General features: G+C 73.4%; 24 protein-coding genes. 12 read left to right on the top strand and 12 right to left on the bottom strand.

The window, feature by feature from the left end; translation table 11 throughout:
- The 3 genes from DQ240_RS23925 to DQ240_RS05310 all read right to left on the bottom strand — a co-directional run.
- On the bottom strand, window positions 1-183 hold a 183-nt coding region (locus tag DQ240_RS23925), incomplete at its 3' end, for a hypothetical protein (protein ID WP_233498512.1).
- A gap of 147 nt (window positions 184-330) precedes the next feature.
- Window positions 331-960 carry an alpha-ketoglutarate-dependent dioxygenase AlkB gene (locus DQ240_RS05315; protein WP_113838549.1) on the bottom strand — a complete coding sequence of 210 codons (630 nt, stop codon included), beginning with the start codon at window positions 958-960 and terminating at the stop codon, window positions 331-333.
- A gap of 53 nt (window positions 961-1,013) precedes the next feature.
- Window positions 1,014-3,239 (bottom strand): RecQ family ATP-dependent DNA helicase, encoded by a 2,226-nt coding sequence (locus DQ240_RS05310; protein ID WP_113838548.1) that lies wholly within the window; start codon window positions 3,237-3,239, stop codon window positions 1,014-1,016.
- Between the two features lie 73 nt (window positions 3,240-3,312).
- On the opposite strand from DQ240_RS05310, the gene DQ240_RS05305 reads away from it, so the two are divergent.
- Genes DQ240_RS05305 through DQ240_RS05295 form a run of 3 tightly spaced genes read left to right on the top strand, consistent with a single transcriptional unit; the run spans window position 3,313 to window position 6,354 of the window.
- Entirely contained in the window at window positions 3,313-4,152 is an 840-nt protein-coding gene (locus DQ240_RS05305) for a PHP domain-containing protein (protein ID WP_113838547.1), read from the top strand.
- Window positions 4,153-4,202: 50 nt separating this feature from the next.
- Window positions 4,203-5,246: a carbamate kinase gene (locus DQ240_RS05300; protein ID WP_113838546.1), complete on the top strand. Its 1,044-nt coding sequence runs from the start codon at window positions 4,203-4,205 to the stop codon at window positions 5,244-5,246.
- Window positions 5,247-5,250: 4 nt separating this feature from the next.
- Window positions 5,251-6,354, top strand: a complete 1,104-nt coding sequence (locus tag DQ240_RS05295; protein ID WP_113838545.1) for a ring-opening amidohydrolase — start codon at window positions 5,251-5,253, stop codon at window positions 6,352-6,354.
- Window positions 6,355-6,432: 78 nt separating this feature from the next.
- Here DQ240_RS05295 and DQ240_RS05290 read toward each other — a convergent pair whose 3' ends face one another.
- Window positions 6,433-6,855: an organic hydroperoxide resistance protein gene (locus DQ240_RS05290; RefSeq protein ID WP_113838544.1), complete on the bottom strand. Its 423-nt coding sequence runs from the start codon at window positions 6,853-6,855 to the stop codon at window positions 6,433-6,435.
- A 105-nt stretch (window positions 6,856-6,960) separates the two neighbouring features.
- Here DQ240_RS05290 and DQ240_RS05285 point away from each other — a divergent pair, with 105 nt between their 5' ends.
- On the top strand, window positions 6,961-7,527 hold the full coding sequence (locus tag DQ240_RS05285; protein ID WP_199589077.1) for a TetR/AcrR family transcriptional regulator: 567 nt from the start codon (window positions 6,961-6,963) through the stop codon (window positions 7,525-7,527).
- Here the strand turns inward: DQ240_RS05285 and DQ240_RS05280 are convergent.
- Both DQ240_RS05280 and rpsD read right to left on the bottom strand, forming a co-directional pair.
- Window positions 7,516-8,055: an RNA 2'-phosphotransferase gene (locus tag DQ240_RS05280; protein WP_113838542.1), complete on the bottom strand. Its 540-nt coding sequence runs from the start codon at window positions 8,053-8,055 to the stop codon at window positions 7,516-7,518. The two genes, DQ240_RS05285 and DQ240_RS05280, sit on opposite strands and share 12 nt — an antisense overlap.
- Before the next feature lie 49 nt (window positions 8,056-8,104).
- Window positions 8,105-8,707 carry a 30S ribosomal protein S4 gene (gene rpsD, locus DQ240_RS05275; protein ID WP_113838541.1) on the bottom strand — a complete coding sequence of 201 codons (603 nt, stop codon included), beginning with the start codon at window positions 8,705-8,707 and terminating at the stop codon, window positions 8,105-8,107.
- Window positions 8,708-8,766: 59 nt separating this feature from the next.
- On the opposite strand from rpsD, the gene DQ240_RS05270 reads away from it, so the two are divergent.
- The gene (locus DQ240_RS05270) at window positions 8,767-9,540 is read left to right on the top strand and encodes a DUF2470 domain-containing protein (RefSeq protein ID WP_199589075.1); all 774 of its coding nucleotides are present in this window, start codon (window positions 8,767-8,769) and stop codon (window positions 9,538-9,540) included.
- 85 nt (window positions 9,541-9,625) lie between these two features.
- Entirely contained in the window at window positions 9,626-10,708 is a 1,083-nt protein-coding gene (locus DQ240_RS05265) for a PP2C family protein-serine/threonine phosphatase (RefSeq protein ID WP_233498511.1), read from the top strand.
- On the opposite strand, the gene DQ240_RS05260 is transcribed toward DQ240_RS05265, so the two are convergent.
- Both DQ240_RS05260 and DQ240_RS05255 read right to left on the bottom strand, forming a co-directional pair.
- The gene (locus DQ240_RS05260; protein WP_113838540.1) at window positions 10,705-12,099 is read right to left on the bottom strand and encodes a DUF1116 domain-containing protein; all 1,395 of its coding nucleotides are present in this window, start codon (window positions 12,097-12,099) and stop codon (window positions 10,705-10,707) included. The two genes, DQ240_RS05265 and DQ240_RS05260, sit on opposite strands and share 4 nt — an antisense overlap.
- Complete coding sequence (locus DQ240_RS05255) at window positions 12,096-13,562, bottom strand: FdrA family protein (protein WP_233498510.1); 1,467 nt, start codon at window positions 13,560-13,562, stop codon at window positions 12,096-12,098. The genes DQ240_RS05260 and DQ240_RS05255 overlap by 4 nt, the downstream gene beginning before the upstream one ends.
- A gap of 142 nt (window positions 13,563-13,704) precedes the next feature.
- Here DQ240_RS05255 and DQ240_RS05250 point away from each other — a divergent pair, with 142 nt between their 5' ends.
- The 5 genes from DQ240_RS05250 (at window position 13,705) to DQ240_RS05230 (ending at window position 19,768) form a co-directional block, all read left to right on the top strand.
- The gene (locus tag DQ240_RS05250; RefSeq protein WP_113838539.1) at window positions 13,705-15,174 is read left to right on the top strand and encodes a uracil-xanthine permease family protein; all 1,470 of its coding nucleotides are present in this window, start codon (window positions 13,705-13,707) and stop codon (window positions 15,172-15,174) included.
- Window positions 15,171-16,049 (top strand): xanthine dehydrogenase family protein subunit M, encoded by an 879-nt coding sequence (locus tag DQ240_RS05245; protein ID WP_113838538.1) that lies wholly within the window; start codon window positions 15,171-15,173, stop codon window positions 16,047-16,049. Before DQ240_RS05250 ends, DQ240_RS05245 begins: the two co-directional genes overlap by 4 nt.
- On the top strand, window positions 16,046-16,561 hold the full coding sequence (locus tag DQ240_RS05240) for a (2Fe-2S)-binding protein (protein ID WP_113838537.1): 516 nt from the start codon (window positions 16,046-16,048) through the stop codon (window positions 16,559-16,561). The genes DQ240_RS05245 and DQ240_RS05240 overlap by 4 nt, the downstream gene beginning before the upstream one ends.
- Window positions 16,562-16,655: 94 nt before the next feature.
- Entirely contained in the window at window positions 16,656-19,073 is a 2,418-nt protein-coding gene (gene cutA / locus DQ240_RS05235; RefSeq protein ID WP_113838536.1) for an aerobic carbon-monoxide dehydrogenase large subunit, read from the top strand.
- The gene (locus DQ240_RS05230; RefSeq protein WP_113838535.1) at window positions 19,070-19,768 is read left to right on the top strand and encodes a carbon monoxide dehydrogenase subunit G; all 699 of its coding nucleotides are present in this window, start codon (window positions 19,070-19,072) and stop codon (window positions 19,766-19,768) included. Before cutA ends, DQ240_RS05230 begins: the two co-directional genes overlap by 4 nt.
- A 40-nt stretch (window positions 19,769-19,808) precedes the next feature.
- On the opposite strand, the gene DQ240_RS23100 is transcribed toward DQ240_RS05230, so the two are convergent.
- Window positions 19,809-20,810 carry a hypothetical protein gene (locus DQ240_RS23100; protein WP_147261941.1) on the bottom strand — a complete coding sequence of 334 codons (1,002 nt, stop codon included), beginning with the start codon at window positions 20,808-20,810 and terminating at the stop codon, window positions 19,809-19,811.
- Between the two features lie 264 nt (window positions 20,811-21,074).
- Here DQ240_RS23100 and DQ240_RS05220 point away from each other — a divergent pair, with 264 nt between their 5' ends.
- A complete protein-coding gene (locus tag DQ240_RS05220) occupies window positions 21,075-22,451 on the top strand; it encodes an alpha/beta fold hydrolase (RefSeq protein WP_158548543.1) in 1,377 nt (458 codons plus the stop codon).
- 9 nt (window positions 22,452-22,460) lie between these two features.
- On the opposite strand, the gene DQ240_RS05215 is transcribed toward DQ240_RS05220, so the two are convergent.
- From DQ240_RS05215 to DQ240_RS05205, 3 genes are all read right to left on the bottom strand, one after another.
- Window positions 22,461-23,384, bottom strand: a complete 924-nt coding sequence (locus DQ240_RS05215; protein WP_113838532.1) for an SDR family NAD(P)-dependent oxidoreductase — start codon at window positions 23,382-23,384, stop codon at window positions 22,461-22,463.
- A 40-nt stretch (window positions 23,385-23,424) separates the two neighbouring features.
- Window positions 23,425-24,369: an NADP-dependent oxidoreductase gene (locus DQ240_RS05210; RefSeq protein WP_113838531.1), complete on the bottom strand. Its 945-nt coding sequence runs from the start codon at window positions 24,367-24,369 to the stop codon at window positions 23,425-23,427.
- A gap of 150 nt (window positions 24,370-24,519) precedes the next feature.
- Window positions 24,520-25,023: a MarR family winged helix-turn-helix transcriptional regulator gene (locus DQ240_RS05205; protein WP_113838530.1), complete on the bottom strand. Its 504-nt coding sequence runs from the start codon at window positions 25,021-25,023 to the stop codon at window positions 24,520-24,522.
- Window positions 25,024-25,099: the final 76 nt, after the last annotated feature.

The raw sequence follows: 25,099 nt of genomic DNA, 5'->3' as shown, positions 1-25,099 counted from the left end.
GCTGACACTCGCGATATCAATCAACCAAAGGAATCCCAGCACCACGAACCCGAAGATCCGCAGCACACGGGGTATTACTTGGCACTGACTTTCGGCACGCTGTTGAGTTCTCAAGGAACGGACGCGCTCGTACTCCGGCCTTTTCAGGCGTTCGTGCGAGGCGGTGTTCTCACTGTACCCCACGCTCCGCAACAGTGGTCCCTCGAGGGGCGCTTCCGGCGGTTGACCGGGCTGGAGGCCCGGTCCGTTCTCGCGTGGTGCAGGGAGAACCATACACGCCTCTGAGGGGGTCGTGCAGGGGGGTCCCCGGTGGGTGTCGGAGCCCCCTGCTCAGAGCACTCCGCGGGGGCGGAACTGGACGCTGACCCGCGGCCCTACCGGCTTCGCCGTCTTGGGGATGCAGTGCTCCCACGTGCGCTGGCACGAACCACCCATGACCACGAGGTCGCCGTGCCCGACGGGGAAGCGCAGGCTCTCGCCGCCGCCCACGGGGCGCAGCATCAGCGGCCGCGGGGACCCGAACGAGACGATCGCGACCATCGTGTCCGCGGACCGAGCCCGGCCCAGACGGTCGCCGTGCCAGGCCACGCTGTCCCGCCCGTCCCGGTACAGGCACATGCCGGCGCTGACGAACGGCTCGCCGAGCTCCGGGCCGTAGTGCTGGTTCAGCGCCGCCCGCGCCTCGGTGACCAGGGGGTGCGGGAGCTCCTCGTCGCCGCCGTACCAGCGCAGCAACCGCGGAACGGCGACCTCGCGCTCGTACATCTGCCGCCGGTCGGCCCGCCAGCCGATGTCGCCGAGCAGCACCTCGAGCACCGACTCCGAGCCGGTGACCCAACCTGGCAGGTGGTCGACCCAGGCGCCCCGGCTCAGGTGGTGCCGCTGCACCCGCCCGGCCAACGGCGTCAGAGCGGGTTCCTCGGCGAGGTCCCACATCGACGGCTGGTGCGCGAGCGACATGGGCAGAGGCTAGCGGAACTTTCGCACAGCTGTTCGAAAACCTGTGGAGAAGCTCACGCGGCGAGCGCCAGCGCGAAGGGCAGCACCCGCGAGGCACCGGCGAGCCGGAGCTCCCGGCCGGCGACCGTCATGGTCCAGCGCGAGTCGGCCAGGTCGTCGACGAGCAGCACCGGTACTGGGCCCAACTGGTCGAGCCGCTCCCGCAGCTCCGGTCCGACGACGATCCGCTGCCACACCGCGGCCAGCCGGAAGGCGCTGTTGCCGCCCGGTCCGCCGGTCGGGCCGCCGTGTGCCAGGGAGAGCTCGCCGAGGTACGGCAGCCGCCCCATCCGGGCCAGCCCCTCGGCGAGACCGGTCACCAGCCGGGGCCGCCGGCGGGAGGGGATCGCGACCACCGCGGCCGGCCGCTCGGCCCAGTCCCAGGCGCCGAGCACCCGCCCGCACGCCCGGAGCAGCTCGTCGTCCGGGGGCACGTCGGTGACCGACCGCCGGACCGGGACGTCGAAGGCCGCGTCCGGGTCCTCCTCGATGCCCGGCGCCTCCAGGTCGAGCACGACGGTGCCGCCCACGCCGTCGTCCCCGAGCAGCGTGCGCAGCCGCTGTCCCCAGCCCAGGTCGGTCAACCGGGCGACGGCGCGGCCGGGGTCGAGCTGCTCGGCCGGCGCGATCTTGCCCTTGACGGTCACGCCGAGCCGGTCGGCGCCGGTGGGCCACTGCGCCCGCGGCGGCAGCTCGACGCCCGGGCGGTCCAGGGCGGCCGAGGCCGCGTCCGCGGCGCCGGTGGGGATCTCCGTCGGGTACCAGGGGCCGGCGCAGACGTCGCAGCGACCGCAGGGGGCGGCAGTCGGGTCGTCCAGGGCCTCCTGGAGGAAGGCCATCCGGCACTGCGCCTCGTCGACGGGGCGGGCGTAGGTGATCATCGCCCGCTGCTCGGCCTCCCGGGTGCGCGCGACGCGGCCGTACCGGTCGGCGTCGTAGACCCACGGGACGCCGGTCGAGCGCCAGCCGCCCTGCACCCGCTCGACCGCGCCGTCGACGGCGAGCACCTTGAGCAGCAGCTCCAGACGGGACCGCCGGACGTCGGCCACCGTCTCCAGCCGGGCGACCGACCACGCCTTGCCGTCGGCCATCGCGGTGAGGACGGCGGCCGCGTGGTCCTCCCGCGGCATGGACGACGTCGCGAACCACTGCCAGATGGCGAGGTCCTCGGGGCCGGGGAGCAGCAGCACGTCGGCGTGCTCGACGGCGCGGCCGGCACGGCCCACCTGCTGGTAGTAGCTGACCGGCGACGACGGCGCCCCGAGGTGGACGACGAAGCCGAGATCGGGCTTGTCGAAGCCCATGCCCAGCGCAGAGGTGGCGACGAGCGCCTTGACCCGGTTCTCCCGGAGCGCCTCCTCGGCGTCCTTGCGGTCGGCGTCGTCCAGGCGCCCGGTGTAGGCCCGCACCTCGTGGCCGGCGTCGCGCAGCAGCGACGCCGTCTCCTCGGCCGCCGCGACGGTCAGCGTGTAGACGATGCCGCTGCCCGGCAGGTCGCCCAGGTGCGCGGCGAGCCAGGCGAGGCGAGCGCGGTCGGTGGGCAGCCGCAGGACGCCGAGGCGCAGCGAGTCGCGCGCCAGCGGACCGCGCACCGTCGTGACCTCGACCCCACCCGCACCGAGCTGCTCGGCGACGTCGGCGACCACGCGCTCGTTGGCCGTGGCCGTCGTCGCCAGCACCGGGGTGCCGGCCGGGAGCGTGCCGAGCAGGTCGCGGATGCGGCGGTAGTCGGGCCGGAAGTCGTGCCCCCAGTCCGACACGCAGTGCGCCTCGTCGACGACGACCAGCCCGCACCGGGCCACGAGCCCCGGCAGCTGCTCCTCGCGGAAGCGCGGGTTGGTCAGCCGCTCCGGGGAGACGAGCAGGACGTCGACGTCGTCGGCGGCGAGCCGGGCGGCGATGTCGTCCCACTCCGTCACGTTCGAGCTGGAGATCTCCACGGCGCGGATGCCGGCGCGGGACGCCGCGGTGACCTGGTCGCGCATCAGCGCGAGCAGGGGGCTGACCAGCAGCGTCGGGCCGGCACCGCGGCGGCGCAGCAGCGCGGTCGAGACGAAGTAGACCGCCGACTTGCCCCAGCCGGTGCGCTGCACGACCAGCGCCCGCTGGGCACGCTCCACGAGGGCGGAGACGGCGACGTCCTGCCCGTCGCGGAACTCCGCGTCGGGCCGGCCGGTCAGCTCGCGCAGGATCTCCAGCGCCTCGTCGGCGACGGGGGACGGCGGCGCGCTGGTGGTCATGTGCCCGACAGTAGGCATGCCCGCCGACATCCCGCGGCGCCCTGTGGAGAGCGGCGGGAGAGGATGGACGGCGATGCCCGCCAGCCCCGACCGGACGCCGCCGCCGGACAACCACGTCCACACGCACTGGTCGTGGGACACCGCCGCCACCTCCACGATGGCGCGCGCCTGCGAGCGGGCGGTCGCGCTGGGGTTGCCGGCGATCGCCTTCACCGAGCACCTCGACTTCACCGTCTGGGACCCCGACGACCGAGCCACCGACGAGGGCCTGGTCGAGCGGCACGCCTCCCGGCACGCGGAGATCGACGTCGAGAGCTACTTCGCGGAGCTCGAGGAGGTGCGCGACCGCTTCCCGGAGCTGCGCATCTGGTCCGGCGTGGAGGCCGGCGAACCGCACCTGTTCGGCGCGAGCATCGCCGCCCACCTGCGCAACGGCCCGGTCGACCGCGTCCTGGGCTCGCTGCACTCCCTCTCGTGGGGTGGCCGGCTGTACGGCGTCGGCCACCTGCTGTGGGAGGACGACGACGGGACCATGCGCCGCTACCTCGCCGAGGTCGTCGACATGATCGAGAGCAGCGACGTCTTCCAGGTCCTAGCGCACGTCGACTTCCCGCGGCGCTACTGGCCCGGCGGCACGCACCGGTACGTGGAGAAGGACCACGAGGAGGAGTACCGGGCCGTCTTCCGGGCCCTGGCCGGGACCGGGCGCGCCCTGGAGGTCAACACCAGCAGCCCGCTGGCCTCGGTGGACCAGGTCCGCTGGTTCCGCGAGGAGGGCGGCGAGGCGATCAGCTTCGGCAGCGACGGGCACCAGCCCGGTGCCGTCGGTCAGCGCTTCGACCTCGCCGTCGACATCGTCGAGGCGGCCGGCTTCCGTCCCGGACGCGACCCGTTCGACTTCTGGCGCCGCTAGGTCCCGTCAGGTACTTCACCGCTAAGCAACTCCTCGCTAGGGTCGCCGGGGTGACCCTCCCCCGCCGTGCCGTGGTCGCGCTCGGGGGCAATGCCATGACCGGGCCGGACGGCTCGGCGACCCCCGAGGCCCAGCAGGCCGCGCTGCGCGTGGCCGCCGGGCACGTGGCCGAACTGGTCGCCGCCGGCGTCGAGGTCGTGCTCACCCACGGCAACGGCCCCCAGGTGGGCAACCTGCTGGTGAAGAACGAGCTGGCCGCGCACGAGGTCCCCCCTGTCCCGCTGGACTGGAACGTGGCCCAGACCCAGGCGACGATCGGCTTCACCCTCGCCGACGAGCTCGACGCGGCGCTCGCCGCGCTCGGCCTGCCCCAGCGCACCGCGGCCCTGGTGACCCGCACGCTCGTCGACGCCGCCGACCCCGGTCTCCTGACGCCGTCCAAGCCGGTCGGCCGGTTCCTCCCGCGCGAGCACGCGGAGCGGCTGATCGCGCTCGGTCAGACCTGGGAGGACCGCGGCCCGCGTGGGTGGCGGCGGATCGTCGCCTCGCCCGAGCCGCGCTCGGTGGTCGACGGGCCGGCGGTGCACGCGCTGGCGGCCGCCGGCTTCGTCGTCGTCTGCGCCGGCGGGGGCGGGATCCCGGTCACCGACGACACCGGTGCCGCGTTGCGCGGCGTCGAGGCCGTCATCGACAAGGACCTCACCGCCGCCGTCCTGGCGCGCGACGTCGACGCCGACGTCCTGGTCCTCGCCACCGACGTCCCGAACGTCATGGTCGGCTTCGGCACGCCGGACGCCCGTCCGCTCGGCCGGGTGACCCCCGCCGAGCTGCGCGCGCACGCCGCCGCCGGGGAGTTCGCCGGCGGCAGCATGGGCCCGAAGGTCGAGGCCGCGCTGCGCTTCGTGACCGGCGGCGGCCCCATCAGCCAGAGACGCAGAGCCGTCGTCACCACGCTCGAGTCCATCACCGACGCCGTCACCGCGGACGACGTCGGCACCGTCCTGCAGAAGGACTCTCCTGCCCCCCACCGCTCGCAGGCTCGCGGCGGGCCCCTGCAGGAGGGCCACCCGTACCCGACACCAGAGGAAGAGTGACCGAATGCCCGCACCGATCGAGGTCCGCAAGGTCCCCCTGCACAACGTCAGCGACGCCTCGGAGCTGGCCAAGCTCATCGACGAGGGCGTCATGGAGGCCGACCGGGTGGTCGCCGTCATCGGCAAGACCGAGGGCAACGGCGGCGTCAACGACTACACGCGGATCATCGCCGACCGCGCCTTCCGCGAGGTGCTGCTGGAGAAGGGCACCCGGTCGAAGGAGGAGGTCGGGGAGATCCCGATCGTCTGGTCCGGCGGCACGGACGGCGTCATCAGCCCGCACGCCACGATCTTCGCGACGCTCCCGGAGGACGCCGTGGAGAAGACCGACGAGCCGCGGCTGACCGTCGGCTACGCGATGAGCGACGTGCTGCTGCCCGAGGACATCGGCCGCATCTCGATGGTGGAGAAGGTCGCCGAGGGCGTCCGCCGCGCGATGGAGGCCGCGGGCATCACCGACCCGGCCGACGTCCACTACGTGCAGACGAAGACGCCGCTGCTGACCATCGAGACCATCCGCGACGCCAAGTCCCGCGGCAAGGAGACGTACTACGAGGAGCCGCACGGCTCGATGGACCTCTCCAACGGGACGACGGCCCTGGGCATCGCCGTCGCCCTCGGCGAGATCGAGATGCCGGAGCAGAAGCAGGTCATGCGCGACCTGTCGCTGTTCAGCGCCGTGGCCTCGTGCTCGTCCGGCGTGGAGCTCGACCGGGCGCAGATCGTCGTCGTCGGCAACGCGCGCGGCCACGGGGGCAACTACCGCATCGGGCACTCGGTGATGAAGGACGCGCTGGACCAGGACGGTATCTGGGACGCCATCCGCCAGGCGGGCCTCGACCTGCCCGAGCGGCCGCACGTCAGCGACCTGGGCGACCGGCTGGTCAACGTCTTCCTCAAGTGCGAGGCGGACCCGACCGGCTACGTGCGCGGCCGGCGGAACGCGATGCTCGACGACTCCGACGTCTTCTGGCACCGGCAGATCAAGGCGACGGTCGGCGGGGTCGCGGCCTCGGTGACCGGCGACCCGGCGGTGTTCGTGTCGGTCGCGGCGGTGCACCAGGGCCCGTCCGGCGGCGGCCCGGTCGCCGCGATCATCAAGGCCTGAGGACTCGACGAGATCTGCACAGTCGTCGCCATCAGCGGTCGATGGTGACGACTGTGCAGATCTCGCGGAGGAGGGGGCTCAGGCGACGGTGGCCGTGAGGGTCACCGGGACGTTGCCGCGGGTGGCGTTCGAGTAGGGGCAGACCTGGTGGGCGGCCTCGACGAGGTCGTCGGCCGCGGCCTGGTCGATGCCGCCGAGCTCCACCTCGAGGGCCACGGTCAGCCCGAAGCCGCCGGCGTCGTTGCTGCCGATGCCGACCTCGGCCGTGACGGCGGAGTCGGTGAGCTTCAGCTTCTTCTGGCCGGCGACGAGCTTCAGCGCCGAGTGGAAGCAGGCGGCGTACCCGGCGGCGAACAGCTGCTCGGGGTTCGTCGCCCCGCCGGCGCCGCCCATCTCGCGCGGGACGGCGAGGTCGAGGTCGATGATCCCGTCGGAGCTGCGCGCGTGCCCGTTGCGCCCGTCGCCGGAGGCGGTGGCGACGGCGGTGTAGATGGCGTCCATGAGGCTCCTCAGCAGGTAGAGAGAACGATCGTTCTGCCCCAACTGCACCACAGCGCCGTCCACCATGCAAGACGGAACGTTCGTTCTCCCTCTACGATGGGCGGCGTGACCGCCCCCGCCCGCCCCTCGGCTGCCCGTGAGCGCCTGCTCCGCACGGCCGCGGAGCTCTTCTACGCCGAGGGGCTGCACACCGTCGGCGTCGACCGGATCGTCGGCGCCGCCGGCATCACGCGAGCCACCTTCTACCGGCACTTCCCGGGCAAGGAGGACCTCGTCGTCGCCTACCTCCGCGGGGTCGACGAGGCCGTCCGCGAGTACGTCGGCGGCCCTCCGGCCGACGCGGAGACGGCGGTCGCCCAGCTGCGGCGGCTGACCGAGGCGATCGGCACCGAGATGTGCCGGCCGGGCTTCCGGGGTTGCCCCTTCATCAACGCCGCGGCCGAGCACCCCGACCCCGCCGACCCCGTGCACCGCGCCGTCGCCACGCACCGCGCCTGGCTGACCGAGACGGTCACCCGCGCCTACCGGACCGCGGGGCACGCGGACCCGGAGGAGGCCGCGCGACGCTTCGTGATGCTGCGCGACGGCGCGATGGTGGCCGGCTACCTCGGCGACCCCGCCGCCGCCCGCGCCACCCTGACCGCCGGAGCCGAGGACCTCCTACCCGCCTGAGACGACCGTCAGGAACCGCGGCGGAACGGCGTCGACCAGCCAGACACCGTTGGCCGAGCGCGTGAAGACCGCGCCGGCGGCCGCCATCCCGGCCGCGTCCACCGCGAGGACGACGGGCCGGCCCCGACGCGCCCCGACGGCACGGGCCGTCGCCTCGTCCGGGCTCAGGTGCACCGCGTGCCGGTTCCCCGGTCGCAACCCCTCGGCGCGGATCGCCGCGAGGTTCCGCACCGGCGTGCCGTGGAACAGCACCGGTGGCGGGTCGACCGCCGGTAGCCCGAGCTCGACGGGGACGCTGTGCCCCTGGCTGGCCCGGATCCGGGTGCCGGTCCCGTCGAAGGCGAACCGGCGCTTGTCGTTGCGGGTGACCACGTCGTCGAGCTCGGCACGGGTCATGCCGAGCGCGGCGAGCAGCGGGTCGACGTCCACCCACCCGGCGTCGTCCAGGGCGAGCCCGACGCTGTCCGGCCGGTGGCGGAGCACGTAGGACAGCCGCTTGCTCAGCCGGACGACGTCCCGTTCCGCCACCCGCGGTCGATGCCCCCCTCGTCGCGGCGCCAACCGGGGCGGACGACGATCAGCGGGAGTAGTACTCCACGACCAGCTGCTCCTCGCAGACCACCGGGATCTCCTCGCGGGACGGCGTCCGCTCGACCCGGGCGACGAGGTCCCCGAGCGTCACCGACAGGTAGGCCGGCGGCTCGGCGTGCGCGCCCGAGGCGGCCACGACGAACGGCTCCTTGGCCCGCGACCGCTCGGCGATCTGCACGAAGTCGCCGGGCCGCAGCCGGTAGGAGGGGCGGTCCACCCGCCGGCCGTTGACCAGCACGTGCTGGTGGGTGACGAACTGGCGGGCCTGGTAGATGGTCCGCGCGAACCCGGCCCGCAGGACCGTGGCGTCCAGCCGCGACTCGAGGTCCTGGATCAGCGCCTCGCCGGTCTTGCCACCGGTCCGCCTGGCGCGGTCGAACGCCCGGCGCAGCTGGGTCTCGCTGATGTCGTACTGCGCGCGCAGCCGCTGCTTCTCCAGCAGCCGGGTCGAGTAGTCGCTGGCCTGCTTGCGCTTGCGGCCGTGCTCGCCCGGCGGATAGGGGCGGCGCTCGAAGTACGCGACGGCCTTGGGGGTGAGCGGCATCCCGAGCCGGCGGCTGAGCCGGACCTTGGGGCGCGGAGTGTTCACGGAGACCTCCAGTTTGGTTAGGCTCACCTTACTACCGGACGACAGCCGCGAGGGAAGCCATGACCGCACGCCGATCGACCCGCACGTCCCGGCAGCCCGCCGCGGCTCCCGCCCCGGCCGCCCCGAGCGCCGCCGAGCGCGCCCGCACGGTCGCCACCTGCTCCGCCGCCTGGGTGCACACCCTGGGAGAGGGCACCGCGCCGGTGCTGGCCGCGACCACCACCGCGGCCGGCGACGTGCTGCTGGTCGTGCCGCGGTCCGGTGGCCTGGCCGCCGCCGTCCGCCGCTCCCCGCTCGGCGACCTGCCGGCCAGGCTGACCGTCACCCGGCGCACCGTGCTCCCGCTGCGCGACCCGGTGCGCGGCCAGCTGGAGCTGGTGGGCTGGCTGACGCCGGTGCCGCACGACGAGGAGGCGGCCCTGGTGCTCGACTTCGCCGACGCCTGCCCGGCCGACGTCCTGCTCGACGTCGGCCTCACCGCGTGCCTGCTGCGGCTGGACCTGGCCGAGGTGCTGCTGACCGAGGGCGCCGGCTGCACGGAGGTCGACCCGGCGGAGTTCGCCGCGGCCCGCCCCGACCCCCTGGCCGCCGACGAGGTGGACCTGCTCGGCGAGCACGCCCGCCCGCTGGCCGAGCTGTGCGCCCGCGTGCGGCTCTGGGCCGGGGAGGACGACGGCGTGCACCTGTTGGGCGTCGACCGGTTCGGCATCCTCTTCCGGGTGGAGTGCCCCGCCTCGCGCTACGACCTGCGGGTGCCGTTCCCGGCCGCGGTGGCCGACCGACCGGCCCTCGGCGCGGCGCTGGACGACCTGCTCCGCTGCGCCCGCGCCTGAGCGCCACGCGGGACGCCGGCGGCTAGCCTGACTCCGGACCTGGCCCGGACCCCCCGGCCGGACCGACGGACGGGGAGGGGCCACGGTGACCCCGACGACCCTCCGCACCCACGCGGCGCCCGCCCTCACGCTGTTCGCCGTCGCCGCGATCGACGTCGCGGCCGGCCGTGAGCACGTCGTCCTCGGGCTCACCGTCGTGGCACCGATGGTCGCCGCGACCGTGATGGGGCGGCGGGTCACCGCCGCCTACGGCGTGGCCGCCCTCGTCACCGCGGCGTTGCTGGGCATCTACGACCGGCAGTACACCGAGGAGACGGTGCCCACCCAGATCGCCCGGCTGGTGCTGGTCGCCATCGGCGTGGTCGCCGCGGTCGCCGCCTGCACCGTGCGCCAGCACCGGGAGCGCGAGGCCGCGCGGCTGGCCGCCGAGCAGGCCGCCGACCGCGCCGTCCTCGCCGTCGCCGACGCCGTCCAGCGCAGCCTGCTCACCCAGCCGCCGGAGCTGGACCGCCTGACGACGGCGGTGCGCTACCGGCCGGCCACCGTCGGGGCGCACATCGGCGGGGACTGGTACGACGCGTTCGCCGTCCCGGACGGGACGACGATGCTGGTCATCGGCGACGTCGAGGGCCACGACGCCCGGGCCGCCGCCACGATGGCGCAGGCCCGCGGCATGCTCCGCGGCCTCGCGCAGTCGGTGGTGGGGTCGCCGGCCGCCGTCCTCACGGCGCTGGACCGGGCGCTGCTCGACCTGGACGTCGAGGCGCTGGTGACCGTCACCGTCGCCACGCTGGACGAGCGCGCCCCGGACGGCGCGGTGGGGCTGCGCTGGTCCAACGCCGGGCACCCGCCGCCGGTGCTCGTCGGCGCCGACGGCACCCCGGGTCTGCTCGAGCGCCCGGTGGACCGCCTCCTCGGGCTCGACGCCGCCGGTCCGCGCTACGACCACGAGCTCCTGCTGACCCCGGGCGACACCCTGTTCCTCTACACCGACGGGCTGGTGGAGCGGCGCGACGCCACCCTCGACGCCGGCCTGGGTTCCCTGGTGGACCGGCTGCACGGCTCGAGCGCGAAGCCGCTGGAGGAGGTCTGCGACTCGCTGGTCGCCGGCCTGGGTCCGCAGACCGACGACGACGTCGCTCTGATGGCCCTGCGGGTCCGCTCCTAGCGCGTCGCGGCGGCCAGCGCGGCCAGCGCCTGCTCGAAGCACTCCCGCGGCGGCTGGACCAGCCCGGCGCCCACCTGGCCGGTGCCGGCGACCCGCCCGGCCATCCCGGTGTTGATCTGCGGCAGCCACCCGGTGCGCGCCACGGAGACGACGTCGATGCCGGTCGGCGAGCCGCGGAAGCCCAGGATCGGGATCGCCATGGCGGGGTTCTCCGCGAGCGTCAGCTGGTACATCCGCTCGGTCGTCGCCAGTGCGTCGGGCACGGTGCCGCCGACGAACCGGACGATTGCCGGCGCGGCCGCCATCGAGAACCCACCGACGCCGTAGGTCTCCATGATCGCGGAGTCGCCGATGTCGGGGTTGGCGTCGTCGGGGCCGTAGTCGCCCAGGAAGAGGCCGACCGGCGTCTGCGCGGGGCCGGTGAACCAGCGGTCGCCGGTGCCGGCGGTCTGGATGCCGAACTCGGTGCCGTTGCGGGCCATGACGGTGACCATCGTCGACCCGGGGACGTCGCGGGCGGCGTCCATGGCCAGCTTCGCCGTCGGCATGCCGAGGTTGAGGAAGAAGTGCTCGTTGCCGCCGATGAAGCGCAGCACCGCCGCGATGTCGGACGACGGCGCGTCCACCGCGACGATCGCCGGGGAGAGCTCGCGCAGCGCCATCAGCGACCCGGCGCGGTTGCGGTTGTGCCCCTCGTCGCCCATCTGCAGCATCTGGGCGAGCACGGCCTTGACGTCGAGGGGGTCGCTCATCGACCGCACGGCCGCAGCCAGCACCGGCCCGAGGACGTCGCGCATCCACGCCAGCCGGGTGAGCACCTCCTCGTTGAAGGCGCCCATCCGCAGCACCTTGCCCAAGCCCTCGTTGAGGTTGCAGTAGGCCTTCCCGCCCTGGACCGGGTCCTCCAGGCACCACATCCACATGGACGGCGAGGTCACCCCGGCCATCGGCCCGACGGCGGAGTGGTGGTGGCACGGCTCGAGCGTGATCTCGCCGGCGGCGAGGATCCGCTCCGCCTCCTCGACCGACGAGGCCCAGCCCTCGAACAGGCAGCAGCCGATCAGCCCGCCGCGCAGCGGTCCGGACGCATCGGCCCAGGTGATCGGCGGGCCGGCGTGCAGGATCGTGCGGTCGGCCAGCCCGAGCACCTCGCGGGCGGGGCGGACGTCGGTGAGCACCGAGCCCGCGGCCAGCACCCGCTCGACCGCCGTCCGGTTGGCCGCGGCCCGGCGGGGGTCGAGGACCAGCGCGGCGAGGTCCGCGGGGTCGCCGAAGCCGGGCGGGCGCCAGTCGACGTCGGAGACCTCGGCGCCCTGGGCGCGCAGCGCGTCGGAGAAGACGTCGACACCCGCCGCGACGACGGCGGGCGGTCCGGCGAGCAGTTGGTTCATCGCGCGGCTCCCAGCAGGTCGAGGGCGAAGCGAGTGGCCTGGGCGTTGGAGGCGAAGACGTGCGCGCCGGCCGCGGCGAGGGCGTCGGCCTGGCGGCTCCACCCCTGCGGATCGGCCTCGGTACCGACCAGGGCAACGACCACGGGCGACGTCGTCCGGGCCAGGGCCGGGGCCAGCGCGGCCGCCGGATCGGGGTCGGCGCCGTAGCCGAGGACGACGTCCAGCAGCAGCACCGCGGGCTCGCCGGAGGCGGCCAGCCGGTCGATCGCCTCCAGCCGCAGCGTCGGGTCGATCATCGGGTGCGCGCGGCCCACGGTCAGCGCGTCGTCCCCGAAGTCGACGACGACGTGACCCGGAACGGAGAGGTCCGACCCGAGGGCGAGCTCGGGTCGCAGCGGGGTATTGGAGCGGACGTCACCCAGCACCGGCGACGCCAGCAGCATCGCCTCGTCGGCGAGCGTGCCGCCGGAGTAGAAGCCCTTGAGGACGGCGCCGCTCCCCGCGGTCCGGGCCGCCCCCGGCCGCGACGGCCAGTCCGGCACGTCGACGCCCATGTCCCCCAGCAGCGCCTCGACGGCGGCGGTGAGGTCGGGCGACTCGGGGCTCAGCGCCGCCGACAGCACGGGCGTCGAGAGCCCGCCCGCCACCTCGGCCACACGGGCGGCCACCGACGGCGCCGGGGGCTTGGACACCAGCAGCACCCGCTCGGTCGCGGGGTCGGCGTCGAGGGCGGCGAGCGCGTCGAGCGTGGCCAGCCCGCCGACGGCCTCGGAGAGGTCCCGGCCGCCCACGCCCAGCACGTGCGAGACGCCGACGCCGGCCATGTCGAGCAGGCAGGAGACCTGCTGCGCCCCCGTGCCCGACGCCGCGACGAGGCCGACCGGCCCGGGGCGGACGACGTTGGCGAAGCCGAGGGCGAGGCCGGAGACGATCGCCGTCCCGCAGTCGGGGCCCATCACGAGCACGCCGGCGTCGTGCGCGGCGCGCTTCAGCGCGACCTCGTGCTCGACCGGGACGCCGTCGGAGAAGACGAGGACACTCTGCCCGGCGGCGATCGCGTCGGCGGCCTCGGCGACGGCATAGGCGCCGGGCACGCTGACGAGGGCCAGCGCCGGGCCGTCGATCGCGTCGAGGCGTGCTCCGACGGTGCGCACCGGCACGGTCTGCGCCGACGCCGTGCTGCGCTGCCGTTCGGCCAGCGCCGCGTCGACGGCGGCCACCGCGCCGGCCAGGGCGGCGTCGTCGTCGGCCCGGATCGCGACGAGCAGCTGCTCGGGGCTCGCCGGCTCCTCGGGAGCCAGGCCCATGCCCTGGGCCAGCTCCACGTTGAGCGGGGTGGCCATGGCGACGAGGACCGCGGTGACGCCGTCGCGCGCGCCGACGTCCCGGCTGACCTGCATCAGCCGGACGGAGTCGGCGTACACGCCACTGCGCAGTGAGACGTGCCGGGCGGGGGCGTTCACGGCTCCGGACGCTACCGCCGGAAGTTGCTCAACGGTGAGACATCTCGGTAATAACGATTTAGCGCTGAGGCACTTCCGCTCGCCGTCCGCGCGGTGTCAGATGGGCCTCCCCCCATGGGATCGAGTGCTCGAGGAGCCCGGCATGGCGTTCGGTTGGAAGCTCTACGGAGACGGGAAGACCCCACCGCTCGGCGAGGCGGTGGCGCCCGACGAGCGGCTGTCGTGGCCGCGCACCGTCGGCATCGGCGCCCAGCACGTGGTCGCGATGTTCGGCGCCACCTTCGTGTTCCCGCTGATCATGGGCCTGGACGCGAACCTGGCGATCATGATGAGCGGCGTCGCGACGATCCTGTTCCTGCTCATCGTCAAGAACCGGGTACCCAGCTACCTGGGCACCAGCGCCGCGTTCGTCGGCGGCGTCGCGGCGATCCGTGCCAACGGCGGTGACTCCTCCGACGTGGTCGGCGCCATCCTCGTCGCCGGCGTCGTCCTCGCACTGGTCGGCGTGCTCATCCACTTCGCCGGCCTCGGCACGATCAACAAGGTGCTGCCGCCGGCGGTCACCGGCGCCGTGGTCATGCTCATCGGCTTCAACCTCGCGCCGGTCGCGGCCAAGACCTACTGGCCGCAGGACCAGTGGGTGGCGCTGGCGACCATGACCTTCGTGATCGTGGCGTCGCTGGCGCTGCGCGGGTTCCTCGCCCGCATCGCCATCCTGCTCGGCCTGGTGTTCGGCTACCTGCTCTCGGTGCTGCTGGACGCCACGGCCGGCCAGATCACCTCGTTCGACCCCAACACCGGCGGGGAGACCACCCGCGACCGGATCAACTTCGACGCGGTCGGTGACGCCGACTGGATCGGTGCGCCGGACTTCACCGCGCCGTCCTTCTCGCTGAAGTTCAGCCTGCTGGTGATCCCGGCCGTCATCGCCCTGGTCGCCGAGAACGTCGGCCACGTGAAGGCCGTCGCCGAGATGACCAAGCGCGACCTCGACCCGATGATGGGCCGCGCCGTGGCCGCCGACGGCATCGCGACCGTCGTCGCCTCCTCGGTCGGTGGCTCCCCCACCACCACCTACGCCGAGAACATCGGGGTCATGGCCGCGACCCGCGTCTACTCGACCGCCGCCTACTACGTGGCCGCGATCGTGGCGATCCTGCTCGGCCTCTGCCCGAAGTTCGGCGCACTGATCAACATCGTCCCGGGCGGCGTGCTCGGCGGGATCACCGTCGTCCTCTACGGGATGATCGGCCTGCTCGGCGCAAAGATCTGGAAGGAGAACCGGGTCGACTTCGCCAACCCGATCAACCTCGTGCCGCTCGCGGCCGGGATCATCATCGGCATCGGCGACGTCACGCTCGAGTTCTCCGACGACTTCTCGCTCAACGGCATCGCGCTCGGCTCGATCGTCGCCGTCGTGGCCTGGCACCTGGCCCGCGCGCTGGCGCCGGCCGAGATGCGCGAGGCCCTGACCCGCGAGGGCTCCCACCCGGCGTCCGGCAGCACGTTCGGCCACGACGGCGGGGGCGCCGACCCCTCCTCGGTGGACGAGGTCGGCCGGCCCGGGGTGACCGGCGGCTCGACGCCGGGATCGGGGACGCTCGGTCGGTGAAGCCCGCTCCCTTCCGGTACGCCGACCCCGGCTCCCTCGACGAGGCGCTCGACGTCCTCGTCGCCGAGGGGGAGGGCGCCAAGGTGCTCGCCGGCGGCCAGTCGCTGATCCCGCTGCTCTCGATGCGGCTGGCGGCACCGGCCACGCTGGTGGACATCAACCGGGTGCCCGGCCTCGACGCCGTCGAGGCCACCGGGGACGGCGTCCGGGTGGGCGCGCTGGTGCGACACCGGCAGTTGCTCGAGGACGACGCCGCCGCCCGGGTCCAGCCGCTGCTGGCCCGGGCGACGGCGAACGTCGCGCACCCGGCCATCCGCAACCGGGGGACGACGGTCGGCTCGATCGCGCACGCCGACCCCTCCGGGGAGATGACCTCGGTGCTCGCGCTGACCGACGGGTCGGTGACGGTGGCTTCTCCTGGCGGGCGCTCGACGGTCGGCTGGCGGGACCTCTTCGTCGGGCCGCTGGAGACCTCCATCCACGGGCCGGCCGTCGTCGTCGACGCCTTCTTCCCCGCGCTGCCGCCGCGCTCGGGGACCGCGTTCGCCGAGATCGCGCGGCGCAAGGGCGACTACGCGGTGTGCGGCGCGGGCGTCGTCGTCACGCTGTCCGACGACCGCACGGTCGAGCGCGTGACGGCGTCCTACATCTCCGTCGGGCTGGTGCCCGAGGTGCACGACCTGACCGAGGCCGTCCACGGGCAGACCGTGGAGCAGGCCGACTGGGCCGCGGCCGGGGCGCTGGCCCGCACGCTGGTCGACCCGGACGGCGACCTGCACGCCAGCGCCGACTACCGGCGGCTGCTCGTCGGGGTGCTGACCGAGCGGACACTGGCAGACGCTGCTGTCGAGGCCCTGGAGAGGACCGCCGCATGACCTCCGTCGACACCGAGCGGTCGATCACCGTGACGGTCAACGGCGTTCCACGTGAAGCAACCGTGCCGGTGCGGCGGCTGCTGTCGGACGCACTGCGCCACGACCTCGGGCTGACCGGCACGCACGTGGGCTGCGAGCACGGGGTGTGCGGGGCGTGCACGGTGTTGGTCGACGGATCGCCGGTGCGGTCGTGCCTGGTGTTCGCCGTGCAGGTGGACGGCGCGTCCGTGACGACCGTCGAGGGGCTCGCGCACGACGACCACCAGGGCGGGCAGGTGCTGCACCCGGTCCAGGAGGCCTTCCGCGAGTGCCATGCGCTGCAGTGCGGCTTCTGCACCCCGGGCTTCCTGGTGACGATCGCGGCCGGCCTCGAGGCGCGGGACCGGACCGCGGAGATCACCGAGGAGGAGGTCGACGAGATCGTCGGCGGCAACCTCTGCCGGTGCACGGGCTACGCCAACATCAAGAAGGCGGTCCGCCACGCGGCCGCCACGATGAAGGACGCCGGATGACCCCCGGCGCCGCGCGAGGCATGGGAGGCGATCCCCACGTTCTGAGCGCCTGCACGTGGGGTTTGCTTCCCATGCCTGAGAGGGAGGACGCCGGATGACCACCAAGCTCTTCGGCGAGCCGGTCCGCCGCCGCGAGGACGCCCGGCTGATCACCGGCAAGGGGCGCTACCTCGACGACATCGGCGCCCAGGCGCTGGCCGCCGCCTTCGTGCGCTCGCCGCACGCGCACGCCCGCATCACCGACATCGACGTCGAAGGCGCGCTCGACGTCGAGGGCCTGGTCGCGATCTACACCTACGAGGACCTCACCGGCCCGATGGCCGAGCCGCTGCCGGTGCTGATCCCGCACCCGCAGCTGCACGCGCCGCGCACCGGCTACCCGCTGGCCAACGGCGAGGTGAACCACGTCGGCGAGCCGGTGGTGATGGTCGTCGCGACCGACCGGTACATCGCCGAGGACGCCGCGGAGCGGATCGTCGTCTCCTACGAGGAACTGCCCGTCGTCGTCGGTGTCGACGCGGCACGCGACGCGGCGGCCGCGGTGCACGAGGAGATCCCGGACAACGTCGCCGCCCGGCACCACCAGGAGACCGGGGACGTCGAGGCCGCCCTGGCCGGCTCGCCGCGCACCCTCTCCTTCACGCAGTACATCGAGCGCAGCGCCTGCATGCCGCTGGAGGGCAAGGGCGTGCACGCGCGGTGGGACCCGGCGGACGCCTCGCTGCGCGTCTACTCGAGCACCCAGGCGTCGACGTCGGTGCGCGCGGCGATCGCGGCGAAGCTGGAGCTGTCGCTGGAGGACGTCGAGGTGATCGCGCCCGACGTCGGCGGCGGCTTCGGCGTCAAGATCGTGCACCCGTGGCCGGAGGAGCTGCTGGTGCCGATGGCCGCGATCAGGCTCGGCCATGAGGTGAAGTGGGCCGAGGACCGGCGGGAGCACTTCATCGGCAGCGCCCACGAGCGGCAGCAGCGGCAGGAGATCACCGTCGGCTTCGACGACGAGGGGCGGATCACCGCGCTCGACGTCCACGCCTGGCACGACAACGGCGCGTACACGCCCTACGGCATCATCGTCCCGATCGTGACGGCGACCCAGCTCGTCGGTCCGTACGCGATCCCCGTCTACCGGGTGGTCGTGGAGAGCGTCTACACGAACACGGTGATCGTGACGCCGTACCGCGGCGCCGGCCGGCCGCAGGGCTGCTTCGCGATGGAGCGGACGATGGACCGCATCGCCGACGTCCTCGGGCTCGACCGCGCCGAGGTGCGCCGGCGGAACCTCATCCAGGCCGACCAGTTCCCCTACGACCACCACCTGACGTTCCAGGACGGCCGGCCGGTCATCTACGACTCGGGCGACTACCCGGGGCTGCTGGCCAAGCTCGAGGCGCTGGTCGACTGGCCGGGCATCGAGGAGCGGCGGGCGGAGGCGGCATCGCGCGGCAAGCTGCTGGGCGCCGGGATGGCGCTGTACGTGGAGGGCACCGGGCCCGGCCCGTACGAGGGCGGGCACGTGCAGGTGCTCGGCAGCGGCAAGGTGCTGGTCTCGACCGGCCTGACGTCGCAGGGGCAGGGGCACGAGACGTCGTTCGCGCAGATCGTCGCCTCTGAGCTCGGCGTCCCGATCGAGGACGTCGAGGTCACCACCGGCGACACCCGACGCTTCCCGTACGCCGTCGGCACCTTCGCCTCGCGGGCCGCGGTGATGAGCGGCAACGCGATCGCGCTGGCCGCCCGCGGCGTGCGGGAGAAGGCGCTGCGGATCGCCGCGGAGGTGCTGGAGGCCGACCCGGACGACCTGGAGATCGCGGACAGCGTCGTCGGTGTGAAGGGGACGCCCGGCGCGACGATCCCGTTGCGCACGGTCGCCGTCCTGTCGAACCCGCTGCGGTACGCCTTCGACGAGGCGGCGAAGCAGGCGACCCAGTTCGCGCGGGCCGGCTCGGACGACAAGCCGCCCGTCGCCGAGGGCGATGCGCCGGGGCTGGAGCACCGCGACTACTACTCGCCGATCCGGTCGACGTTCGCGTCGGGTGCGCACGCCGCGGTGGTGGAGATCGACCCGACGACGTGGGAGATCGACGTCGTCAGCTACGCGGTGGTGCACGACTGCGGCAACGTGGTGAACCCGATGATCGTCGAGGGCCAGGTACACGGCGGGGTCGCGCAGGGCGTGGCCGGGGCGCTGTACGAGCGGATGGCCTACGACGCCGACGGGCAATTGCAGAACGCCTCGTTCATGGACTTCCTGATGCCGTACGCGTCGGAGGTGCCGGACGTGGTGATCGACCACCAGCAGACGCCGTCGCCGCTGAACCCGCTGGGGATCAAGGGCGCCGGCGAGGCCGGGGTCATCCCGGGGACGGCGGCGATCGCCTCGGCGATCGAGGACGCCACGGGACGGCGGATCGCCTCCATGCCGATCTCGCCGACGGAGCTGTACGACGTGATGCGCTCCCCGAACGCGGAGCTGACGGCGGCCGCGGGCCGCAGGACGGGAGTGGGTGCGTGAAGCTCGACGGCTCGGCGGTGCTGCACGGGACGCCGGAGCAGGTGTGGTCGGTGATCACCGATCCGGCGGTGCTGGCGCGGACGATCCCGGGTTGCGAGTCGCTGCGGCTCACCGGGCCGGACGAGTACGAGATGAACGTGTCGGTCGGCGTGGGCGCGATCCGCGGCACGTACGCCGGCGCGGTGCGGCTGACGGACCAGCAGCGGCCGACGTCGTACGTGATGCACGCGTCGGGTGCCGGGGCTCCCGGGAACGCGCGGGCGAAGGTGCTGATCTCCCTCGCTGCTGACGGCGATGGCGCGACGACGCTGACGTACTCCGCGGACGCCGTGGTCGGCGGCCCGGTGGCCGGGGTCGGCCAGCGGATGATCACCGGCGTCGCGAAGCGGATGGCGGGGCAGTTCTTTTCCGCGATCGACGGCGAGCTGACCTCGCCGGTGACCGTGCCGGCGGTCGAGGAGCCGCGGGCGAGCTCGGCCGCGGTGAGCTCGACGACCGCGCCAGCCGCGGAAGGCGTTACCGCGGGAACGTGCGCGGCGCCCGCGCCGCAGGTCTTCACCGGCGGCAAGGCCGCGGCTTCGGCCGGCGCCCAGGTCGACCTGCGCTCCTTCATGCTCGGCGTCGCCTCCGGCGGCATCCTCACCGCCTGGGGCGTCGCTCTCGGCTACCTCCTGGGCCGCCGCCGCAGCGGCTGACTGGCGGCGAGCCACATTGCCCCAAGGGGCGTCGGCCCCTCTACTCGACGACAGGGGGCGGCAGCACCTGGGCGAACGCTTCAGCCGCATCAGCAGGCATCCGAAATCCCTGGGCCTGCTGGAAACTCGCTTTGGATACGTCGTACACAGGCTGCATTGGGTTCTCAAGAACCGAGGGAGCCAATCCGCTATGTACCAGCTCATCCATGATCGAATTAACGGGTCTCGTGAAGCCCTTCAGACTACGTGTCGCGGGATACTGGCCGAGCCGATAGACGACAGAGCGGGGGGCATGACCTCCGTGGTGAGCCGCGTAGGCCAAGGTCGCGATCTGCACGTGATTTCCTCGAGCATCTAGCCTCGAAACCATCTCGTGAGCGAGCTCCGGGGTCCAGCCTCCACTTGGACCATCCGCCGCCTGGTCCACCTCACCGCCGCCATGATGATTCACAGCGACACGGATGATGCTCGTAAGCTGATCGATCGAGTCAACTAGCGAGGCCGCAGTAGCGTTTGATATGTCCACAGTTCGGTGGACCAGTTCATCTCGCGCCACCGTCAGCTCCTGCGCGAGCTTCACCGTCTCAGGGCTGACCCAATCACGGCGCCGCATCGCCTCGACCACGGCTAGGGGTCTCGCCGCGGAGCGAAGTTCGAGGCCTAGGAGGACTGCGGCCCGTCGAGCCGACTCTTCGAGTTCGTGCCATGCGCGAAGGACCGAGACCACGTCGGCGGAGACCAGGGTCCCCCGCAGCCCGCCAGGTCGCAGGTGGGGGACCGCCACATCCCCCACTTCGACGCCCTCTTCCGCGGGATAATGATCGGGCGACTCATGCTGAACACGGTCAGGCAAGGCAAGCGATGCCTTCTCCGCCTCTTCTGCCCGTTTGGCGAGACGGACGCTCGCGCCTAACGCTGAGAACTCTTCGACATCGCCAAGAAGCGCGGAAATCTGGCGCCGAAACAGAAAGCCTAAGAGTAGGACCACAGCTGGCCAGGCGAGCGCCTTCAGGTAGTCCAAGACGAGACCAGCGAGTTCCACTGGTGCAAGTTAAGCCTCAAGCGGCGGCACGGATGAATCCGTTCGCCCGACACGCCGTGCTGAACACAATCGGCCCTTTAGCCCGTCGCGACCAAAGCTGGGCCGCGCGGAGGGCGGCGAGGCCCCGCACAGACCTGCGCCCTGGCGAGCCTCCTCACATCAGACAGACGCCAACGGGGCGGCAGACGCTCCGCTCGTCCGTGTCCTGGTGCTGAAACGAAACGGTCAGTAGTTTCACGCCACCGCTCATCCTGGAGGCTCACCGTGATCGACGCTGCCCACGGACACCCCCGTACCAGCACCAAGCGCTCGGTGCTCGCCGTCGCGCTGGCCCTGCTGGCGCTCCTCACCGCGTGCTCGTCCGACTCCGACAGCGGCGACGCGTCCTCGGAGGAGACCGCCGAGTCGAGCGCGCCCACGGGCACGGACGACCTCCCGCCGCTGCCGGACGACGTCGCGCTGCCGATCGTCTTCGTCCACGGTTTCGCGGGCTCGGCGCAGCAGATCGAGTCCAACGCCATGCGGTTCGTGGCCAACGGCTACCCGGAGGACCGGATCGTCGCCTACGACCACGACGGCGCCGGTGTCGACATCGAGGGCTACGCCGCCGGCCTGACCGAGGTCATCGACGAGACCCTCGCCGAGTTCGACGTCGAGCAGGTCTACCTGATCGGCCACTCCCGCGGGACCGCCGTCTCCAACCTCTACCTGAGCGACCCGGCCCAGGCCGAGAACGTCGCCAAGTACGTCGCCATCGACGGCCGCCCCTGCCCCGAGGGCCCGGTCCCCTGCCTCGCCCCCACACAGGCGATGTTCCCCGGGCAGACGCACGTCGAGGTCGCCACCTCGAAGGGGTCCTTCGCCGCTCAGTACGAGTTCCTCGTCGGCGAGGCACCCGAGGTCGTCGACATCGTCCCGCAGAACGACCCCGTCGAGATCTCCGGCCGGGCGGTCAACTTCCCCGCCAACACCGGCCGCGAGGCCACCCTCGACGTCTGGGCCATCGACCCCGACACCGGCGCCCGCACCGAGGACGAGCCGCACGCCAGCGAGGAGCTCGGCTCCGACGGCGAGTTCGGCCCCATCGAGCTCGAGAACGGCGCGCACTACGAGTACGCGCTGAGCAGCGACGCCTCCGAGATCGTCCACCACCTCTACCTGCAGCCCTACGTGCGCAGCAGCAACTTCGTCCGATTGCTCTCCTCCGAGCCCGACGGCCCGGTGCGCACCAACACCAACACCGGCGACGACCACAGCGCGCTGGTCATCACCCGCATGCGCGAGTGGCACTCCGAGGGCGACGCCGACGTCCTCCAGCTCAGCGTCGACGGCGGCGAGCCCGTCGACGTCATCACCGACTTCGTGGGCAACGACGGCATCGGCTTGCACGTCCACGACGACGTCGCCACCCCCGGCGAGACCACCCTCGCCGCGCTGCCCTACTTCAGCGAGCAGCCGTTCCAGAGCGGCATCGACGTCTTCCTGCCCGCCTCGCCCGACGCCGACAGCACGATCACCGCGACCAACCTGCCCCGCGGCGACACGGGCCGGCCGCAGACCCTCGCCGTGCCGAACTGGCCCTCCAGCGGGCACACGGTGAGCCTCGTCTTCACCGACTGGCCGGTGGACGGCGCCGCCTGACCGAACCCCTCAGCCGACGGTGAGCGGGACGCCGGTCTCCCGCTCGGACACCTGCCACAGCTCGTCGATCCGCCGCTGCAGGTCCCAGCGGCGGAGCACCGGGTGCCGCACCGGCGGGCCGCTGGAGACGAAGCGTGGCGCGTACAGCTCACCCCCGCGCGCCCGCGGGTCGGTCGCGGCCCGCAGCTGCGGCCGGGCGCCCTCCAGCGGCGTCATCCCCGACCGCGCCGTCATCGCCTCGAAGAACGCCCCCGCCCAGCCGGCGCCGCCCTCGCGCACCGACCGCGCCTGCAGGTCGGTGTCCGACAGGCCCGGGTGTGCCAGCAGCGACGCCGCCGGCACCCCGGCCCGGTCGAACTCCTGCTGCAGCCCCAGCCCGAAGTGGAAGTTCGCCATCTTCGCCCGCGCGTACGAGGCCCAGGCCTTGTAGCGGCGCTCCATGTGCGGATCGGCCGGGTCGAGCGGCCGGCCCATGAAGCGGGCCACGCTGGTGACCGTCACCACCCGGGCGGCCGGTGCCCGGAGCAGCGCCGGCAGCAGGTGCGCGGTGAAGGCCCAGTGCCCGAGGTGGTCGACACCGAGCTGGGTCTCGAACCCGTCCGCGGTCCTCCCCCGCGGCATCGCCATCACCCCGGCGTTGTCCACCAGCAGGTCCACGACGTCGTGCCGAGCGAGGACGGCGCCCGCGGCCGCCCGCACGACCGACAGGTCGCCGAGGTCCAGCGGCACCACCTCGACCGAGGCCGCCGGGTACCGCTCGCGCAGCCTGGCCTCGGCGTCAGCGGTCTTCGACGGATCCCGCGCGGCCATCACCACGTGCGCCCCCGCGGCGGCCAGCGCGAGCGCGGTCTGGAAGCCGAGGCCACCGTTCGCGCCGGTCACCACCGCGGTCCGCCCGCTGAGGTCGGGGATGTCCTTCTCGGTCCACGCCATGACGACGACGTGCCCCCGCGGACTCCCGGACAACCGCAGGTCAGGCGTCGGCCACCAGGACGACGACCTTGCCGGGCAGCTCACCGCCGGCGGCCCGGGCGTGGACGCTCGCCAGCTCCGCCAGCGGCACCCGCTCGGCGACGTCGACCTGCAGCTCGCCCCGGTCGACGCGGGCGACCAGGTCCGCCAGCTGCTCGGCGTCGCTGCGGACGAAGAGGTCGATGCCCCGCACGCCGCGCGCCTCGTCGGACGGGGCCGGCATCCACACCGTCGTGTTGACCAGGGTGCCGCCGTCCCGGATCAGGCCGACCAGTGCGGCCAGCTGCGCCGGCTCCACCGGCGCCAGGTTGAGCACCAGGTCGACCGGCTCGGACACCGCCGCGGGCACGTCGGTGGTGGAGTGGTCGACGACCTCGTCGGCCCCGTAGCCGCGGACGCGCTCGCTGCTGCGCGGGCTCGCCGTGGCGATCACGTGCGCGCCGGCCGCCTTGGCCAGCTGGACGGCGTAGCCGCCGACCGCTCCGCCGGCGCCGTTGACCAGCACGCGCTGACCCGCCTCCAGGCCGCCGTGGTCGAACAGCGCCTGCCGCGCGGTGAGACCGACGGACGGGAGGGCGGCGGCGTCCGCCAGTGGGATCGCGGTGGGTGCCGGGGCGAGGACGTCGGCCGGCGCGACGACGTACTCCGCGGCCGCGCCGTCCTCGGTCATCGGCAGGAACCCGACCACCGCATCGCCGACCGCCACGGTGGCCACGCCCTCACCGAGCGCGTCGACCGTGCCCGCGACGTCCATGCCGAGGACGTGCGGCAGCGCCACCGGGATGGGGCCCTGCATGTAGCCGGCGCGGATGTTGCCCTCGACGCCGTTGAACGTCGTCGCGGCGACGCGGATGCGCACCTGCCCGGTGCCGGGGGCCGGCTGCTCCACCTCCTCGAGGCGCAGGACCTCCGGGGCACCGAACTCGTGGAACCGAACTGCCTTCATGGCTGCCTCGCTCGCTCGTCGTGTTGTGCTTCGAATCCGAAGCACTGCAGCAGACGGTAGTCCAAGTTCGAATTCGAAGCAAGTGACGGACGAGCGACATCCCGGTGACACCACGGGGTGTCACCGGGAGCCGTCAGGACCGCCCGGGGATCAGTCCGCGGTCTTGCGGCGGCGCGCCGCCGCCGAGCGGGGCGGCGTCGAGCGCATGTGTTCGCGCACCGGCGCCAGCAGGCCGGCGAGCGCCGCGACGTCCTCGCGGGAGAGCGGCTCGAACAGCAGGTCCTGGACCAGCTCGATGTGGCCGGGGAACACCGCGGCGAGCCGCGCCCGCCCGGCGTCGGTGATGGTGACCGTGATGCCGCGCTCGTCGTCCGCGGAGGGAGCGCGCGTCACGAGGCCCGCCGTCTCCAGCAGGCCCGCCTGGTAGGTCAGCCCGCTGCGGCTGTAGACGACGCCGTCGGCCAGGTCGGTCATGCGGGAGCTGCCGCCCGGGGAGTCACCGAGGCGGGCCAGCAGCTGGAACTGCACGTAGCTCAGGCCCCCGGCCTCCTTGAGCTGCGTGTCGACCGCGTGGCGCAGCAGGCTCGTCACCTCGATGAGGTCGAGGTAGGCGCCGAGCTGCACGGGGTCGAGCGACGGCGCGTCGTCGGGCATGGCGGGAGCCTAGGTGCCGCCGCAGCCGTCCCTTGCTCCGCGGACGCTCGTGCTCTGCCCAGCATGGTGGGCAGAG

This window comes from Blastococcus sp. TF02A-26, from assembly GCF_003319125.1.
Lineage (GTDB): Bacteria > Actinomycetota > Actinomycetes > Mycobacteriales > Geodermatophilaceae > Trujillonella.
Note: the sequence above shows the minus strand (reverse complement) of the source record. Positions and strands in the feature narration are given on the sequence as shown.

Coding starts and splice junctions, on each gene's coding strand:
- DQ240_RS05315 (WP_113838549.1), bottom strand. CDS start 960: ATGTCGCTCGCGCACCAGCCGTCGATGTGGGACCTCGCCGAGGAACCC.
- DQ240_RS05310 (WP_113838548.1), bottom strand. CDS start 3,239: ATGACCACCAGCGCGCCGCCGTCCCCCGTCGCCGACGAGGCGCTGGAG.
- DQ240_RS05305 (WP_113838547.1), top strand. CDS start 3,313: ATGCCCGCCAGCCCCGACCGGACGCCGCCGCCGGACAACCACGTCCAC.
- DQ240_RS05295 (WP_113838545.1), top strand. CDS start 5,251: ATGCCCGCACCGATCGAGGTCCGCAAGGTCCCCCTGCACAACGTCAGC.
- DQ240_RS05290 (WP_113838544.1), bottom strand. CDS start 6,855: ATGGACGCCATCTACACCGCCGTCGCCACCGCCTCCGGCGACGGGCGC.
- DQ240_RS05270 (WP_199589075.1), top strand. CDS start 8,767: ATGACCGCACGCCGATCGACCCGCACGTCCCGGCAGCCCGCCGCGGCT.
- DQ240_RS05260 (WP_113838540.1), bottom strand. CDS start 12,099: ATGAACCAACTGCTCGCCGGACCGCCCGCCGTCGTCGCGGCGGGTGTC.
- DQ240_RS05250 (WP_113838539.1), top strand. CDS start 13,705: ATGGCGTTCGGTTGGAAGCTCTACGGAGACGGGAAGACCCCACCGCTC.
- DQ240_RS05240 (WP_113838537.1), top strand. CDS start 16,046: ATGACCTCCGTCGACACCGAGCGGTCGATCACCGTGACGGTCAACGGC.
- cutA (WP_113838536.1), top strand. CDS start 16,656: ATGACCACCAAGCTCTTCGGCGAGCCGGTCCGCCGCCGCGAGGACGCC.
- DQ240_RS05215 (WP_113838532.1), bottom strand. CDS start 23,384: ATGGCGTGGACCGAGAAGGACATCCCCGACCTCAGCGGGCGGACCGCG.
- DQ240_RS05210 (WP_113838531.1), bottom strand. CDS start 24,369: ATGAAGGCAGTTCGGTTCCACGAGTTCGGTGCCCCGGAGGTCCTGCGC.
- DQ240_RS05205 (WP_113838530.1), bottom strand. CDS start 25,023: ATGCCCGACGACGCGCCGTCGCTCGACCCCGTGCAGCTCGGCGCCTAC.